Source organism: Rhodanobacter sp. UC4448_H15, from assembly GCF_052978265.1.
Genome location: NZ_CM129665.1, coordinates 3,045,389 through 3,061,984, shown reverse-complemented (window position 1 = coordinate 3,061,984; position 16,596 = coordinate 3,045,389). Strand labels below are relative to the sequence as shown.

The 16,596-nt window shown below is 67.1% G+C and carries 15 protein-coding genes and 1 tRNA gene; 11 read left to right on the top strand and 5 right to left on the bottom strand.

The window, feature by feature from the left end:
* Positions 1-28 precede the first annotated feature (28 nt).
* The 8 genes from infC to ACVCMI_RS14135 all read left to right on the top strand — a co-directional run bounded on the left by infC (position 29) and on the right by ACVCMI_RS14135 (position 5,817).
* Complete coding sequence (gene infC / locus ACVCMI_RS14170; RefSeq protein WP_395121221.1) at positions 29-553, top strand: translation initiation factor IF-3; 525 nt, start codon at positions 29-31, stop codon at positions 551-553.
* A 297-nt stretch (positions 554-850) separates the two neighbouring features.
* Complete coding sequence (gene rpmI, locus ACVCMI_RS14165; protein WP_395119723.1) at positions 851-1,048, top strand: 50S ribosomal protein L35; 198 nt, start codon at positions 851-853, stop codon at positions 1,046-1,048.
* 11 nt (positions 1,049-1,059) lie between these two features.
* Positions 1,060-1,419 carry a 50S ribosomal protein L20 gene (gene rplT / locus ACVCMI_RS14160; protein WP_136257363.1) on the top strand — a complete coding sequence of 120 codons (360 nt, stop codon included), beginning with the start codon at positions 1,060-1,062 and terminating at the stop codon, positions 1,417-1,419.
* Positions 1,420-1,516: 97 nt separating this feature from the next.
* Positions 1,517-2,512 carry a phenylalanine--tRNA ligase subunit alpha gene (pheS, locus tag ACVCMI_RS14155; protein ID WP_447098385.1) on the top strand — a complete coding sequence of 332 codons (996 nt, stop codon included), beginning with the start codon at positions 1,517-1,519 and terminating at the stop codon, positions 2,510-2,512.
* Between the two features lie 104 nt (positions 2,513-2,616).
* A complete protein-coding gene (pheT, locus tag ACVCMI_RS14150) occupies positions 2,617-5,049 on the top strand; it encodes a phenylalanine--tRNA ligase subunit beta (RefSeq protein WP_447099438.1) in 2,433 nt (810 codons plus the stop codon).
* Position 5,050: 1 nt separating this feature from the next.
* Complete coding sequence (gene ihfA, locus ACVCMI_RS14145) at positions 5,051-5,350, top strand: integration host factor subunit alpha (RefSeq protein WP_395119720.1); 300 nt, start codon at positions 5,051-5,053, stop codon at positions 5,348-5,350.
* Positions 5,331-5,687, top strand: a complete 357-nt coding sequence (locus ACVCMI_RS14140) for a MerR family transcriptional regulator (protein WP_077513841.1) — start codon at positions 5,331-5,333, stop codon at positions 5,685-5,687. Before ihfA ends, ACVCMI_RS14140 begins: the two co-directional genes overlap by 20 nt.
* Positions 5,688-5,740: 53 nt before the next feature.
* A tRNA-Pro gene (locus ACVCMI_RS14135) sits at positions 5,741-5,817 on the top strand.
* 142 nt (positions 5,818-5,959) lie between these two features.
* On the opposite strand, the gene serA is transcribed toward ACVCMI_RS14135, so the two are convergent.
* Positions 5,960-7,192 carry a phosphoglycerate dehydrogenase gene (gene serA / locus ACVCMI_RS14130; RefSeq protein WP_447098386.1) on the bottom strand — a complete coding sequence of 411 codons (1,233 nt, stop codon included), beginning with the start codon at positions 7,190-7,192 and terminating at the stop codon, positions 5,960-5,962.
* A gap of 119 nt (positions 7,193-7,311) precedes the next feature.
* On the opposite strand from serA, the gene ACVCMI_RS14125 reads away from it, so the two are divergent.
* Together ACVCMI_RS14125 and pip are read left to right on the top strand one after the other, a co-directional pair.
* Positions 7,312-8,703: an FAD-binding oxidoreductase gene (locus tag ACVCMI_RS14125; protein ID WP_447098387.1), complete on the top strand. Its 1,392-nt coding sequence runs from the start codon at positions 7,312-7,314 to the stop codon at positions 8,701-8,703.
* A 62-nt stretch (positions 8,704-8,765) separates the two neighbouring features.
* Positions 8,766-9,725 (top strand): prolyl aminopeptidase, encoded by a 960-nt coding sequence (gene pip / locus ACVCMI_RS14120; protein WP_447098388.1) that lies wholly within the window; start codon positions 8,766-8,768, stop codon positions 9,723-9,725.
* 49 nt (positions 9,726-9,774) lie between these two features.
* On the opposite strand, the gene ACVCMI_RS14115 is transcribed toward pip, so the two are convergent.
* The 4 genes from ACVCMI_RS14115 to ACVCMI_RS14100 all read right to left on the bottom strand — a co-directional run bounded on the left by ACVCMI_RS14115 (position 9,775) and on the right by ACVCMI_RS14100 (position 15,372).
* Complete coding sequence (locus ACVCMI_RS14115; protein WP_447098389.1) at positions 9,775-12,519, bottom strand: lamin tail domain-containing protein; 2,745 nt, start codon at positions 12,517-12,519, stop codon at positions 9,775-9,777.
* A 106-nt stretch (positions 12,520-12,625) separates the two neighbouring features.
* Positions 12,626-13,267, bottom strand: a complete 642-nt coding sequence (gene upp, locus ACVCMI_RS14110) for a uracil phosphoribosyltransferase (RefSeq protein WP_447098390.1) — start codon at positions 13,265-13,267, stop codon at positions 12,626-12,628.
* Between the two features lie 97 nt (positions 13,268-13,364).
* Positions 13,365-13,721, bottom strand: a complete 357-nt coding sequence (locus tag ACVCMI_RS14105) for a PsiF family protein (RefSeq protein ID WP_447098391.1) — start codon at positions 13,719-13,721, stop codon at positions 13,365-13,367.
* Between the two features lie 154 nt (positions 13,722-13,875).
* Entirely contained in the window at positions 13,876-15,372 is a 1,497-nt protein-coding gene (locus ACVCMI_RS14100) for an aminotransferase class III-fold pyridoxal phosphate-dependent enzyme (protein WP_447098392.1), read from the bottom strand.
* Positions 15,373-15,665: 293 nt separating this feature from the next.
* Between ACVCMI_RS14100 and ACVCMI_RS14095 the strand changes: the two genes are divergently transcribed.
* On the top strand, positions 15,666-16,595 hold the full coding sequence (locus ACVCMI_RS14095; RefSeq protein ID WP_447098393.1) for an ABC transporter ATP-binding protein: 930 nt from the start codon (positions 15,666-15,668) through the stop codon (positions 16,593-16,595).
* Position 16,596: the final 1 nt, after the last annotated feature.

Below are 16,596 nucleotides of genomic sequence, written 5' to 3'. Positions count from 1 at the left end.
TTCATTACTTCTTCTGGAGGATCGTGGTATCGCAACCACCGACAACAAGGGCAATCGTCGCAACCTGGAAATCCGCGTGCCGCGGGTGCGTGTCATTGGCGCAGATTCCGAGCAACTCGGCATCCTGACCCGTGACGAAGCGCTGGCGCTGGCGCAGGAAGCCGGCATGGATCTGGTCGAGATCCAGCCCAATGGCGATCCGCCCGTATGCCGCATCATGGATTACGGCAAGTTCAAGTTCGAAGCCCAGAAGAAAGCCCAGGCCGCCAAGAAGAAGCAGAAGCAGGTCGAGATCAAGGAAGTGAAGTTCCGTCCGGTCACGGACGTGGGCGACTACCAGATCAAGCTGCGCAACATGCTTCGCTTCCTGGAAGAGGGCGACAAGGTCAAGGTCACCATCCGCTTCCGCGGCCGCGAGATGTCGCACCAGGATCTCGGCCAGAACCTGGCCCGCAAGATCCAGGAAGACGTCGGCGACAACGGCCAGGTCGAGTCGTACCCCCGGCTCGAAGGGCGCCAGATGGTCATGATGATCGGGCCCAAGAAGAAATAGGCTGTTCGCGTTTGCGGGAGTTCGCTCGCGGGCAATGCTCCTTTTGCCGTGTCTCCCGGAGCGGCCGCCCTCAATTGGGTAGCGGGCAAGCCCCGTACCCTCTCCCCAATCCTCTCCGGAGGGGAGAGGACGCACGCGTCGGCACTTCGTGCTGGCGTTTGACCTTTTGAACCCGTATGATTACGGGTTCGACCCGCCGGAAGGGTCGTGCACCGGTCATGGCAGGACGGAAAGAGCAGCCCGCGGTTGCCGCCAGATCAGTCAGAAACGGGATCATTCCCACTCAAGGAGCATTCCATGCCCAAGATCAAGACCAACCGGGCGGCTGCGAAGCGTTTTCGCAAGACCGCATCCGGCAAGATCAAGTGCGGCCACGCATACAAGTCGCACATCCTGACCAAGAAGTCGACCAAGCTGAAGCGTGGTCTCCGTGCCCCGAACCACCTCAAGGCGTGCGACGCGCCGGGCGTGGCTCGCATGCTGCCGTACTTGTGAGGAGATAGACCATGGCTCGTGTAAAGCGTGGCGTCACCGCTCGTCGTCGTCACAAGACCATCATCGGCCGCGCCAAGGGCTACTACAACGCCCGCCGCAAGGTCTTCCGCGTCGCCAACCAGGCCGTCATCAAGGCTGGTCAGTACGCCTATATCGGCCGCAAGCAGCGCAAGCGCCAGTTCCGTGCACTGTGGATCGTGCGCATCAACGCTGCCGCGCGCATGTTCGGGCTGTCCTACAGCCGTCTGATCAATGGGCTGAGCAAGGCCGGCATCACCGTCGACCGCAAGGTCCTGGCTGATATCGCCGTGCATGACATCAAGGCGTTTGGGGCCATCGCTGACAAGGCGAAGGCCGCCCTGGCTGCTTGATCGTCGCTTGCGACGATAGAATGTGAATCAAGCGGGGAGGAGGCCACACGCCTCCTCCCCGTTTTCGTTTTTGCACGTCCGAACCGGGACCGCACCGATGGATGATCTGGAACGCCAGGCCGCGCAGGCGCTGGCTGGCATCGAACAGGCCGAGACGCTGGATACGCTGGAGTCCCTGCGCGTGGGCCTGCTGGGCAAGAGCGGCATCGTGACCGCCGCGCTGAAGACCCTGGGCACCCTGGCGCCCGAGCAGCGCAAGGCGCGCGGTGCCGAAGTGAACCGTGTCAAGGAGTGCCTCGTCGACGCACTGGCGACACGCAAGGCCGTGCTGGAACAGGCCGAGCTCGACCATCGGCTTGCCTCCGAGGCGATCGACATTTCGCTGCCCGGCCGCGATGGCGAGCGCGGCGGCATTCACCCGATCACCCGCGCGCTGGAACGCATCGCGTCGATTTTCGCGCGGCTCGGCTATCAGCGCGCCGACGGCCCCGAGATCGAGGACGACTGGCACAACTTCGAGGCGTTGAACTTCCCGCCGCACCATCCGGCGCGCGCGATGCACGACACCTTCTACTTCGGCGACGGCCGTCTGCTGCGCACGCATACCTCGCCGGTGCAGATCCGCACGATGGCCGGTCGCCAGCCGCCGATCCGCATCATCGCGCCGGGCAAGGTCTACCGCAGCGATTCGGACCAGACTCACTCGCCGATGTTCCATCAGATCGAAGGCCTGCTGGTTGACGAGACTTCCAGTTTCGCCGACCTCAAGGGCACCCTGGCCGAGTTCATCCGCGCGTTCTTCGAACGCGATTTCGAGATGCGTTTCCGCCCCAGCTATTTCCCCTTTACCGAGCCTTCGGCCGAGGTCGACATCCGCTGGGAGACCGAGGATGGCCAGAGCCGCTGGCTGGAGGTGCTCGGCTGCGGCATGGTGCATCCGAACGTGCTGAAGAACTGCGGCATCGATCCGGAGCGCTACACCGGCTTCGCCTTCGGCCTCGGTGTGGAGCGCTTCGCCATGCTGCGCTACGGCGTCTCCGACCTGCGTGCGTTCTTCGAGAACGATCTGCGGTTTCTCAGGCAGTTTGCCTGAGAGTGAATCGGGAATAGGGAATGGGGAATAGTTGGAGCCGCGTGCTCGTGCTTTTCCCATTCTCTATTCCCTATTCCCTACTCCCTATTCCCGGACTTCAATCCATGAAATTCTCCGAAAACTGGTTGCGTGAACTGGTCGAGGTCAAGGCTGACCGTGCGGCATTGGCGCATGCGCTGACCATGGCCGGGCTGGAGGTGGAAGAGCTCACGCCACTGGGCGAGGGCCTGGCCGGCGTGGTGGTGGCCGAAATCGTCGCAGCCGAAAAGCATCCGCAGGCCGACCGGCTGCAGGTGTGCAAGGTCGATGCAGGGCAGGGCGAGCCGCTGCAGATCGTCTGCGGTGCGCCGAACGCGCGGGTGGGCATCAAGGTGCCGCTGGCCAGCGTTGGTGCGCAGTTGCCCGGCGATGTTTCGATCAAGGCGGCCAAGCTGCGCGGCGTCGAGTCGTTCGGCATGCTTTGCTCGGCGAAGGAATTGGGCATCGATGCCGATGCCTCCGGCCTGCTGGAACTGCCGCTGGATGCGCCGGTGGGCCAGCCGCTGGCTGCCTACCTCGGCCTGCCCGATGCCAGCTTCGAACTGAAGCTCACCCCGAATCGCCCCGATTGCCTCGGCCTGGTCGGCCTGGCGCATGACGTGGCTGCGCTGTTCGGCAGTCACGTGAAGACCGTCGCGCAGGCAGAGGTGCCCGTGAGCAGCGAAGCGCGCCGCGGCATCCGCCTGGAGGCGGGCAAGGATGCGCCGCGCTATCTCGGGCGCATCATCGAAGGCATCGACCTGGCGGCAAAAACGCCGTTGTGGCTGGCCGAGCGCCTGCGCCGAGCCGGCCTGCGCCCGATCAACGCGGTGGTCGACGTCACCAATTACGTGATGCTGGAACTGGGCCAGCCGCTGCACGCGTTCGACAACGACACGCTGGACGGCGACATCGTGGTGCGCCATGCGCGCGCCGGCGAGACACTGAAGCTGCTCGATGGCAGCGAAGCAAAGCTGGATGACGGCTTCGTGCTGATCGCCGATGAGAAGAAAGCGCTGGCGGTGGCCGGCGTGATGGGCGGTCACGACTCGCGCGTCACCGACGCCACGCGCAACGTGTTCCTGGAGTCCGCGCACTTCGCCCCGGCCGCGATCATGGGCCGCGCGCGCAAGCTGGGCTTGCACACCGACGCCTCGCACCGCTTCGAACGCGGCGTCGATCCGGGCTTGCCGCGTCGCGCGCTGGAGCGCGCCAGCGAACTGCTGCTGGCGATCGCCGGCGGGCAGGCCGGCCCGGTGCTGGTGGCCGAGAACGCCGCCGACCTGCCGCAGCCGGTGCCGGTGACCTTGCGCCGAGCACGCCTGAAACGCGTGCTCGGGGTGGACGTGGCCGACGCCGAGGTGGCACGCATCTTCACCGCGCTGGGCATGCGGGTGGAAACGATCGGCGATGGCTGGCGGGTCACCGCGCCGAGCAGCCGCTTCGACATCGAGCGCGAAGAAGACCTGATCGAGGAAGTCGCGCGCATCTTCGGCTACGACAAGATTCCCACCCATTCGCCGTCCGGCGCGCTGGTGCTGGCGATCGAGCCCGAAGCGCGCATCAACGAGCTGGCGCTGCGCGAGCAATTGGCGGCACGGGGTTACCACGAAGCCGTCAACCTGTCGTTCGTGGCGGCCGAGTTGCTCTCCCGCTGGGGCTTCAACGAACAACTGGTGCCGCTGGCCAATCCGCTGTCGGCCGACCTGGCGGTGATGCGCCCCTCGCTGCTGCCGGGCCTGGTCGAGGCGTTGCGGCACAACCGCGCACGCCAGCAGGGTCGCGTGCGCCTGTTCGAAGTGGCGCGGGTGTTCCGGCAAGGCGCGGCCGGGTGCGAGGAGCCGGGCATCCACGGCCTGACGCATCCGCAGGCCGGCGAACCACCGGTGGAAACCCCCAGCCTGGCCGTCGTGGCCAGCGGCAACGCGCGCGCCGAGCAATGGGGCGAGCCGTCGCGCCTGCTCGATTTCCACGATCTCAGGGGCGACCTGGATACGCTGATCGCCTGGGGCGGCGAGCCGGAGCGCTGGTCGATCCATGCCGATGAGCTGCCGTCCTGGCTGCATCCGGGCCGCGGCGCCCGGGTCGCGCGCGACGGCGAGACGGTCGGCTATCTCGGCGCCCTGCACCCCCGGCTGGCGCGGGAGCTCGATCTTGGCCCCGACGTGCATGTGCTGGAGGTGGCGCTGGAGCCGCTGCTGGCCCGCCGCCTGCCCCGGGCGACCGCGATCCCGCGATTTCCTGCGGTGCGCCGCGATATCGCGATGGATTTGCCGGAAAGCGTCAGCTGGTCACGGATCGAGCACACCGTTCGCGGCACGCTGGGCGCGCGGTTGCGGGAGCTGCGGCTGTTCGACCGCTACAGCGGCAAAGGCGTCGAAGCAGGCCGAAAGAGTCTCGCTATGGGCTTGATTTTGCAGGACGCTTCACGCACCCTTACAGACGACGACGCGGATCACTGGGTACGCGAAGCGGTGAACGCGTTGGAGCAGACATGCCAGGGGAAACTGCGAGGATGAGATGGCGCTGACCAAGGCGGAAATGGCCGAGCGGCTTTTCCTCGACGTGGGCCTCAACAAGCGTGAGGCCAAGGAATTCGTGGATGCCTACTTCGAGGTGGTGCGTGGTGCGCTGGAGAACGGCGAGCAGGTGAAGCTGTCCGGGTTCGGCAATTTCGACCTGCGCATGAAAAACCAGCGGCCGGGGCGCAACCCCAAGACCGGCGAGGAGATCCCGATCTCCGCGCGGCGGGTGGTGACCTTCCGACCGGGGCAGAAACTCAAGGTGAGAGTCGAAAGCTATGCTGGATCAAGGGAATAACACCGAACTGCCGGCCATCCCGGCCAAGCGCTACTTCACCATCGGTGAAGTGGGCGAGCTGTGCGGTGTGAAGCCCCACGTGCTGCGTTACTGGGAGCAGGAGTTTCCGGCCCTCAACCCGGTCAAGCGCCGCGGCAACCGCCGCTACTACCAGCGCCACGACGTGCTGATGATCCGTCAGATCCGTTCGCTGCTGTACGACGAGGGTTTCACCATCACCGGTGCGCGCGCGCGCCTTGAAGGCCCGCAGGCACGGCTGGAATCGAGCATGTCGCACCAGATCGTGCGCCAGGTGCGGATGGAGCTGGAGGAAGTGCTGACGTTGCTGCGCCGCTGAGCGACATCACGCTTCCGGCAGCGCACCACAAGCTGCTAGAATCGCCGTTTCGTCGGGGCGTAGCGCAGCCTGGTAGCGCATCTGCCTGGGGGGCAGAGGGTCGTCGGTTCGAATCCGGCCGCCCCGACCAATGGTTTGACATGAAAAAGGCGCCCACTGGGCGCCTTTTTCATGTCGGGAATAGGGAATGGGGAATAGGGAATGGAGGAGCCAGAGCCGCGGTCCGGCAACTGCTTTTCCGATTCCCTATTCCCCATTCCCTATTCCCAGCCTCAATACAACACCCGGGCGCGCAACGTCCCCGGAATCGTCGCCATCTGCGCCTTCAACGCATTCGCCTGGGCCTCGTCGGCGCTGACGTCGATCACCACGTAGCCGACTTCGCTGTCGGTCTGCAGGAACTGCGCGTCGATGTTGAGGTTGCCGGCGGAGAACAGTTCGTTGATGCGCGACAGCGTGCCGGGCACGTTGCGGTGGATGTGCAGCAGGCGGCGGCTGTGCGGGTGTTCGGGCAGGGTGACCTCGGGGAAGTTCACCGCCGACAGGGTGGAGCCGTTGTCGCTGTAGCGCACCAGCTTGCTGGCCACCTCGATGCCGATGTTGTCCTGCGCTTCCAGCGTGCTGCCGCCGATGTGCGGAGTCAGGATCACGTTGTCCATGCCCGCCAGCGGCGAGACGAAGGCGTCGTCGTTGCCTTTGGGTTCGAGCGGGAACACGTCGATCGCCGCGCCGGCCAGCCGCTTCTCGCGCAGTGCCACGGCCAGCGCATCGATGTCGACCACGCTGCCGCGCGAGGCGTTGATCAGCATGGCGCCGGCGTGCATCTTCGCCAGCTGTTCGGCGCGGATCATCAGCTGCGTGGCCGGGGTCTCGGGCACGTGCAGGGTGACCACGTCGGCGCGTTCCAGCAGTTCGTCCAGACTGGACACCGCGCGGGCGTTGCCGAGCGCCAGCTTGGTTTCGATGTCGTGGAAGATCACCCGCATGCCCAGGCTCTCGGCCAGCACGCCGACCTGGGTGCCGATGTGGCCGTAACCGACGATGCCCAGCACCTTGTCGCGGGTCTCGTAACTGCCGCTGGCGGATTTGGCCCAGCCGCCGCGGTGGCATTGCGCATTCTTCTGCGGAATGCCGCGCAGCAGCATGATCGCCTCGGCGATCACCAGCTCGGCCACACTGCGGGTGTTGGAGTAGGGCGCGTTGAACACCGGTATGCCCGCCAGGCGGGCGGCGCCCAGGTTCACCTGGTTGGTGCCGATGCAGAAGCAGCCCACGGCAATCAGCCGCTTGGCCTGCGCCAGCACTTCGGCGGTGAGCTGCGTGCGCGAACGGATGCCGATGATGTGGGCTTCGCCGATGCGCGCCTTGAGTTCGTCCTCAGGCAGCGACTTGGCGTGCAACTCGACCTGGCTGTAGCCGGCCCGATGGAATACCTCCACCGCGCTGGCGCTGACCCCCTCCAGCAGCAATACCTTGATGTCCTGGCGCGGATAGGAGGTCTGCATCTTCGTGGCGTGTCCGGTGGCGGCGGTCGGTCCAGAGTAGGCGAGGAATTGCCGCACTGCAACACTGGACGCGCTCCGGCGCGACTGGCAGTCTGTGTGGATGCCCCCGGAGCCGCCGCATGTCCGATGACCGCCTCGCCGACCTGTCCCGCCGACTGCCCGAACTGCGCCTGCTGACGGCCGCGGCCGACCTCGAACACTACGGTCGCGACTGGACCCGCCGCTGGACGCCGGCGCCGCTGGCAATCGCCTTGCCGACGTCGGTGGAAGAAGTGCAGGCGATCGTGCGCTGGGCCAACGAGCAGGCGGTGGCGATCGTGCCATCGGGCGGGCGTACGGGCCTGTCCGGCGGCGCGGTGGCGGCGAACGGCGAGCTGGTGCTCAGCCTGGAGCGGATGCAGCGCGTGCTCGGCTTCGATGCAGTCGATCGCACCCTCACCGTGCAGGCGGGGATGATCCTGCAGCACGTCCATGACGCGGCACGCCAGCATGGCCTGATCTATCCGGTCGATTTCGCGGCGCGCGGCTCGTGTTCGATCGGCGGCAACATAGCCACCAACGCCGGCGGCATCCGGGTGATCCGTTACGGCAACACGCGCGAGTGGATCGCCGGGTTGAAGGTGGTGGCCGGCAACGGGGAGCTGCTCGATCTCAACCGCGGCCTGGTGAAGAACTCCAGCGGCTACGATTTTCGCCAGTTGCTGGTCGGCTCGGAAGGCACGCTGGGCATCGTGGTGGAGGCGACGCTGAAGCTCACCGATCCGCCGCTACCCTCGCAGGTGATGCTGCTGGCGTTGCCGGACATGGACGCGCTGATGCAGGTGTTCGCGCTGTTCCGCGCGCGGCTGGTGCTGCAGGCGTTCGAGTTCTTCACCGATCACGCCTTGCGCCACGTGCTGGCACACGGCGCGCAGCGCGCCATCGACGGCGATTATCCGTACTACGTGGTCACCGAGTTCGATGCTGCGGACGAGCGGCAGCAGGAAGCAGCGTTGGCTGCATTCGAGCTGGCACTGGAACAGGGCTGGGTCAGCGACGGCGTGATCGCGCAGAGCGAAGCGCAGGCAGCCGCGCTGTGGCGCCTGCGCGAAGGCATCACCGAGAGTCTGGCGCCGCGGCGGCCGTACAAGAACGACATCTCGGTTCGGGTCGGCGCGGTTCCCGCCTTTCTGCACGACATGCAGGCGTTGCTGGCGCGCGAGTATCCGCAAGCCGAGGTGGTCTGGTTCGGTCACATCGGCGACGGCAACCTGCACATCAACGTGCTGCGGCCGGATGACCTGGCCGAGGCCGCGTTCATCGAGCAGTGCGAACACGTCACCCATCTGCTGGCGGATACCCTGCAGCGCCATGGCGGCAGCATCTCGGCGGAACACGGCATCGGCCTGGTCAAGCGGGCCTACCTGGACAGCACGCGCAGCGCGGCGGAGATCGCCCTGATGCGCGGCGTGCGCAAGGTGTTCGACCCACGCGGCATCCTCAATCCCGGCAAGCTGTTTGCTGGCGATTGAGGGCCTGCAAACCATGCCCGTGCTAGCCTTGGCGGCTTGTCTGTGGATTCGAAGGAGCCGTCATGCCGTCGTCGCCGCTGCGTTCGCTGTATCCCGAGATCGAGCCGTTCGACCGCGGCATGTTGCCGGTGTCGCCGCTGCACACGCTGTACTACGAGCAGAGCGGCAATCCGCACGGCAAGCCGGTGGTGTTCCTGCACGGTGGCCCGGGCGGCGGCACGAATCCGAAATGCCGGCGCTTCTTCGATCCGGCGGTCTATCGCATCGTGCTGTTCGACCAGCGTGGCTGCGGCCAGTCGACCCCGCATGCCGAACTCGCCGACAACACCACCTGGGACCTGGTCGCCGACATCGAGCGCGTGCGCGAGCACCTGGGCATCGACCGCTGGCAGGTGTTTGGCGGTTCGTGGGGTTCGACCCTGGCGCTGGCATACGCGCAGACCCATCCGGACAAGGTGACCGAGCTGGTGCTGCGCGGCATCTTCATGCTGCGCCGGGAAGAGCTGGAGTGGTTCTACCAGAAGGGTTGCGACGCGCTGTATCCGGACGCATGGGAAACCTATCTGGCTGCAATCCCCGAGGTGGAACGCGGTGACCTGATGAGCGCCTACCACCGCCGCCTGACCAGCGACAACGCGGCGGTGCGCAGCGCGGCCGCGCGCGCCTGGTCGGTATGGGAAGGCGCCACCAGCTTCCTGTGGCAGGACAAGTCGCACATCGAATCGAGTGCCGCGGACGACTTCGCGCTGGCCTTTGCCCGCATCGAATGCCATTACTTCGTCAACGGCGGCTTCTTCGAACACGACGACCAGTTGCTGCGCAACGTGGATCGCATCCGCCATATTCCGGCGGTGATCGTGCAGGGCCGCTACGACGTGGTGTGCCCATTGCGCAGCGCATGGGATCTGCACCGTGCCTGGCCCGAAGCCGACCTGCACATCGTGCAGGACGCCGGCCATTCGGCGTTCGAGCCGGGCATCCTGCACCAGTTGCTGGAAGCCACCGACCGCTTCGGTCGCTGAGCCCGGTCAACGTGCGAAGGCCGCCGGTCGGCGGCCTTCGCCAGTGTGTTCAGTGCAGCCGCCGGTGGATCAGCGGCACGAACAGGTCCACCACGAAGCCGTCATGGTCCGAGACGCCGATCGCCCGCGTCCAGTCGCTGGCATTGGCGGCGTCGTCGACGGTCTGCGCCGGCGCGTCGAGGTCGGCACGGCCGAACTGCATGCGCAGGAAGCGCAGCCGCGCCGGCACGTTGAGCAGGGCGTGGTCCAGCACCTGGAAGGTCGGCACGGTGCGCCCGGGGTTGCCGCTGCCGGCCCTGGTGTAACCCTGGATCTCGCCGAAGTTCTGCGTGTAAAGGAACGAGTAACGATCGTCGGGCGGCACCGTGTTCACCGCGTTCCACAGCGCCGGCTGCACGATATTGTGGCCGAGCTTGAGCAGGTTCTGGTTGTCGTCGTAGCGGCCGGCCACCAGGTTCACCACGTCGGTCCAGCCATCGGTGAACTGGTAGGCATTGAAGTCGCCCACCACCAGCAGCGGCATGCGCGGATCGGCCTGCTGCAGCGCCTGCACCTGGCTGGCCAGCGATTTTGCCTGCAGGAAACGCTTTTCCCGATCACGCTCGGCGGCGGCGGTATTGTCGTCGACGTTCGAGCGCGCCTTCATGTGCACGGCAATCACGTGGAAGCGCGTGCGGCCTGCCTGCGCGGTGAGCAGCAGCGGCGGGTGGTCGTGGATGAAGGCGGTGTGGCCGTCGTCGTCCCAGGTTTCGCCGGCGGCGAGTTGCTGCACCGAGAGCACCTGCACGTGGTCGCGGCGCACCAGGAATCCGACGTTGATGCCGCTGGGATCGTGGCCGGGCAGCAGGTAGGCGTCGTACGCCACGCCATAGTCGGCAAGGATCTGCGTAGCCAGACCCTGCAGCAGCGGCCGGGTTTCCACTTCCTCCACCGACAGCACGTCGGGCAGCTGCAGCACGCTGCCGACATAGCTGGACAGGCGGCGGGTCTTCAGCGCGACGGCGTCCGGCGTGGGCTCCTTGCTCCCGCCGCTGCAGCTGTAGGTGGTGTCGAACACGCTGTCGCAGAAGCGCTCCATGTTGAACGCGCCGATGCGCAGCGCCAGCAGCGGGGTGGGCGAGACCGGCCGTGGTATCGGCGCGGCGTACGCCAGCCGGAACTGCGTCGGGATGAAGGTGTAGGCGCCGAAGTCGTAGGAGATCACGCCCTCGGCCCGGAACGTGCTGCCGGCGTTGAACGGCGTGTTCAGCGGCACCGCACCGAAGTCGGCAGTGTTCATCTTGAACACTTCCGGGTTGCCGCTCCAGTTGGGCAGGTCCACGCCCGCAGGCACCGGCACGCCGAACACCACGCCGGGCTGGCGCAGCGAGCGCCGGCCATTGGCGGTGATGCTGACCTCCGCATACGGTTCGCTGCTGAAACGCTTGTTGCCGGTGTTGATCATGCCGTGATCGATGCGCACACGCATGCTCATGAAGCACTGGAAATTGGTGGTGCCGCAGGAGAGCTGGTCCGGATCGGGCGAAGGCGTGCGCCGGTCGAACACGACGGCGCGCGGCAGGCGCACGTGGCGGCCGACCACGCTTATCGTCGGGTTCTTCAACTCGGTGAGGCCGTAGTAGTCGTCCACCACCGCCGCGACGTCCACCGCCTCGCCCACGCTTACTGTCGGTGCGGCGTTGGTGAACACGTACACGCCATTGGACGTCAGCGGGCTGGCGTCGGCGCGCGCGTCGGGCGTCTGCATGGTGAAGCCCAGCGGGCCCACTGCGGTGACCACGTTGCCGTAGGTCAGCACCGACTTGCCGAGCAGGGCCGCCCGCTGCCCGCTGCCGTTGATCTGCCAGATCTCCGCCTGCACCGGGATGTCGTAGTGGATGGTGCCGATGGCGGTGGCGTCGCCCAGCGCCACGCCGTCGCCGGGATCGCTCAGCGTGACGCTGAAGTCCTTGTCGTCGGCCGGCGTGGAGCGCCCATGCACGACCACGTTGAAGCTGGCCTGGGTCTCGCCCGCGGCGATGGTGAGGGTAGTGTCGAGCGTTTCGTACTCCACGCCCGCGGTGGCGCTGCCGTTGGCGGTGGCCACGTGCACGCTGGTGCCGCCGCTCGGCGCCGGTTCATTCATGGTGATGGTGAACGGCATCGCCACGTCGCTGGCGCCGTGCACGCTGATGCTGGCGTCGGCAATCGACAGCGACGGGCCCATGGCCACACAGGTGCTGGCGCTGTTGTGCGGCTGGGTCGGACTCACGGTGACGAAATCGGCGCTGTTGTCGCCGGAGTTCTGCGGCAGGCCGGCCGCGGTCTGCCGCCGCTGGTAGCCTTGGTCGGTATTGCTGCTGCCCAGCGAGGCCAGCGGCGTGCCCGCCTTGTAGGCCGAACCGGTGCTGAGGCCCACCTGGTCGACGATGTTGCCGTCGGCGTCGAGCAAGGCCAGGCCGCCGGTGTCGGTGACACCGGTGGCGTAGGTGAGATCGCCCGGCACGCTGCCGGAGTAGCCGCCGCTGGCGCTGTTGGTCAGCAGCAGGTGGCAGCCCGACGCCAGTTGCGTGCCGGCGGGGAAGGTGAGCCGCGTGCCGATCGTGCCGCTGGCGTTGGAGGCGTTGAACTTGTACGCGGACAAGTCAATCGCTGCAGGGCCGGCGTTGAACAGTTCGACGAACTCGTCGTTGCCGCCGGCGGGGCCGCGAACCCGGAATTGGTCGATGCTGACGTCGGCAGCCTGTGCGGCGAACGTCGAGGCGATGCCGGCCAGCAGCAGCCACAGGCCGCGTTGCGCGAGCTTTGCGAACATGGTTTCTCCCCCGATGGCGCCCGGTCAGCCGGAACGCGCCGAGTTTAGTGGCGCCTTGTGACCGTGCCGTGAAACCGCGCACGCCGCTTCCGCGGCGATCTGGCGCTCAGCCGGCGGGCAGCTGCTTGGTGCCGAAGATCTTGTCGCCGGCGTCGCCCAGGCCGGGCAGGATGTAGCCGTTCTCGTTGAGCCGCTGGTCGATGGAGGCGGTGTAGATCTCGATATCGGGATGGGTCGCGGTGATGCGTTCGAGCCCTTCCGGCGCGGCGACCAGGAACAGCCCCTTGATGCGCTTGCAGCCGGCCGCCTTGAGCATGTCCACGGTGGCGACCAGGGTGCCGGCGGTGGCCAGCATGGGGTCGACGATCAGCGCGATGCGCTCGTCCATGCGGCCGGTGAGTTTCTCGTAGTAGGTGACGGGCTTGAGCGTGTGCTCGTCGCGTTGCAGGCCGACCACGCTGACCTTGGCCGCCGGAATCATGTCGAGCACGCCGGGCAGCATGCCCAGGCCGGCGCGCAGGATCGGCACGATGGTGATCTTGCGGCCCTTGATCCGATGCACGCGCAGCGGACCGGCCCAACCCTCGATCTCCTCCTCGACCGTCTCCAGATCCTTGGTGGCCTCGTAGGTGAGCAGGGCGGCGACTTCGGAAGCCAGTTCGCGAAACTCCTTGGTGCTGATGCCGGCGCGGCGCATCAGGCCCAGTTTGTGCCGGATCAGCGGGTGGCGGACTTCGACGATCTTCATCAGTGGACTGTCTGGTGGCGGCGCCGGGCGCGACAGTCCGGGAGCTTAGCGAAGCGGTGCTGTCCACGCACGCCGGCATGGACAGCACCGCGATGCGTCAGGGCGCGGCGGCCGCTCCGCCCTTCAGGCAGGAGCTCATGAACGCCTTGCGCTCGGCACCCTTGAGCGCCTTGGTCTTGGCGTCCGCGTTGCAGCTCTTCATCTTCGCGTGCTGGGCCGTGTCGGTCGACGCCGCCGCGGGCGCCGAGGCATGGCCTTTCAGGCAGGAGCTCATGAACGCCTTGCGCTTGGCGCCCTTCTTGCCGGTGGCCTGGTGGTTGCAGTCGATCATCCGCTGCTGCTGGGCAGTGTGCGGCTTGGTGGATGCCGCCGGGGTCGCCGGGCTGGCTGCGAAGGCGGTGCCGGCAAAGGCGAAGGCGGCGCTGACGGCAAGCAGGCGCAGTGACATGGACATGGTGAATCCTCCCTGGGTGACCGGCAGCTGCCGGCCGGATCAGTCTAGGCAGGGGGACACCGTCAGGGCAGTCGGCAAGTTCTTACGTGCATGAAGTATTCAGCTGCGGCGAAACGTCGTGTTTCGCCGCAGCCGGTGTGGGTGGCCGCGCGGCTCAGGCCGCTTCGGCCTTGGCCTTGCGCGGGCCTTCCAGCAAGGCCTTGCGCACGTGGGCGACGATCAGGTCGACCTCGGCGCTGGTGACCTTGAAATGCGGGGTGAAGCGCAGCGAGTTGACGCCGCCATGGATCACGCCGATGCCGTGCTCGCGCATGAATTCCTCGGTCGAATCGGCGCCGAAGCATTTGTACTCCGGGGCCAGTTCGCAGGAGAACAACAGCCCGGTGCCCTGCACCTTGGTGATCAGGCCTCCCAGCTCGTGCTTGAGCGCGCCAAGCTTGTCGACGAACTCCTTGCCGCGCTCGCGGATGTTCTGCCGCACCTCATCGGTCAATTCGCCCAGCGTGGCCAGCGCCACGTCGAGTGCGCGCGGGTTGGCAGTCATGGTGTTGCCGTAGATGCCCTTGCGGTACAACCCGGCGGCGCGGTTGCCCACCGCCAGCACCGACAGCGGGTACTGGCCGGCGTTGAGCGCCTTGGAGAAGGTTTCCATGTCCGGCGCCGGCAGTTTCTCGAAACCGGGGTAGTCGGTGATCGACAACACGCCGTGTGCGCGCAGCCCGGCCTGGATGGAATCGACCAGCAGCAGGGTGCCGTGCGCTTCGGTCAGCTCGCGGGCGGCACTGTAGAACTCCGGCGTCACCGCCCGGCCCGGGTCGCCTTCGCCCATCACCGGTTCCAGGAACATGGCCTCGATGAACCAGCCGTGCCTGTCGGCATCGGCGAACACGGCCTTCAGTTGCGCCACGTCATACGGCGCCACCGTGATCACGCTCTCCTCGTGGCGATAGCTGGCCAGGTTCTGCTGGTAGGTCTTGCGCGAGGAGTCCGAATACAGCGCCGGCGCCTCGGTGCGGCCGTGGAAGGCGCCCTTCACCGCCAGCCGCTTGATCGTGCGGCCCGCATGGCGCGCGCCGGCATCGGTCATCGCCTTGGCGTTGACGTCCGCGATGCGGCAGGCCAGCGACACCGACTCGGAGCCGGAGTTGAGGCACAGGTAATGTTCGTACGGATTCTTGCCGCGGTTGCGGCCGAGCTCCTTGTTCAGTGCGGCGGTGAAACGCATCTGCGCCACGCTGGGCGACATCACGTTGGCCATCACCTGCGGGCGCGACAGCGCCGCCAGGATGGCCGCATCGTTGTGGCCGAAACCCAGCATGCCGTAGCCGCCGTTGTCGTGCACCACGGCGCCCTTCAGCGTGACGATCCACGGCCCGCGCGCGGCGGCCGGCAGGTACGGGTTGATCGCGTCGTCCGGGTAGAAATTGACGAAACCCGCCTGTGCCTTGGCCAGTTGCTCGGCTTCGTCGAGCTTGAGGAAATCCCCCAGCTCGTCGCGCAGCTCGCGGTGGCGCGCGACGGCCTCGGCGACTGCCTGGCCCAGCAGCGGATCGTTCGCCGCCATGCGCTCGATGCTGGCGTCGTCCAGGCCGGTGGTGCGGGGCTTGCCGCCGAATTCGCGCAGTTCGCGCAGCTGGTTGATCACACCCATGACATTCTCCTCGTAGACGTCGGCGCCTCGCACCCAGCGCGAAGCAGGCCGCTCGATCCGCGCGTGGGCGTCGTGGGCCGGAAATCCTTGCGTAGCGCAAATTCCAGCGTGGCGAGCCCGCGTCGGGGCGCCCGGACGTGCCGGTCGCGCAAGATCATTGGCCCAGCATAACGCGCCCGGGCAGGTCTCCGGTACCCCCGGCATGACGGCTGTCACCCCCGATGACTGACGCCGGCGCATGGGCAATCGGCCGCGAAATGCCCAAGCTGCGGGCATCGAGGAGGATCATGTCGATGACTGTTTCCGAGCAGGTGGTGGCCCGGCTGGCCGGCGTGGAGAAGCGCTACGGCCGCCTGGTCGCGCTGGACAATGCCGGTTTGCAACTGCGCCGTGGCGAGTTGCTGGCCCTGCTGGGCCCCAACGGCGCCGGCAAGACCACCGCGATCAGCCTGCTGCTGGGCTTGCTGCGCGCCGATGCCGGCACGGTCGAGCTGTTCGGGCGCGATCCCCGGGGTGTCCGCGCACGCCGGCGCATCGGCGTGATGCTGCAGCACGCCGAACTGCCCGGCACGCTGCGGGTGGGCGAACTGTTGCGTCTGATTGCGAGCTATTACCCGGCCCCCCGCAGCATGGCGGAGAGCGCCCGCATGGCCGGTGTCGACGACCTGCTGGCTCGCCCCTACGCGAAGCTGTCCGGCGGCCAGCAGCGGCGCGTGCAGTTCGCGCTGGCGCTGTGCGGCCGGCCCGAGCTGCTGTTCCTGGACGAGCCGACCGTGGGCATGGACATCGAGGCGCGGCAGAGGCTGTGGGCGGCGATCAGCCAATTGCGGGCCGAAGGCTGCGCGGTGCTGCTGACCACGCATTACCTGGAGGAAGCCGAGGCGCTGGCCGACCGGGTCTGCGTGATGGCGCGCGGGCGGGTGATCCACGAAGGGACGGTCGAGGCGCTGCGCGCACGGATCGCGACCCGGCGCATCCGCTGCGTCAGCACGGTGGATGCCGGCGTGGTCGGCGGCTGGCCTGCGGTCACCGCGGCGGAACGGCGCCAGGACCGCCTGCACGTGACCACCGACGCGGCCGAAGCGGTGGTACGCCGCCTGCTCGACGCCGACCCGCAACTGAGCGAGCTGGAAGTGCAGCGCGCCGGCCTGGCCGAGGCATTCACCGAACTCACCCGCGAGGCCGAACAGGGCTTGCCCGAAACACGCCGCGAGGTTGCCTGAG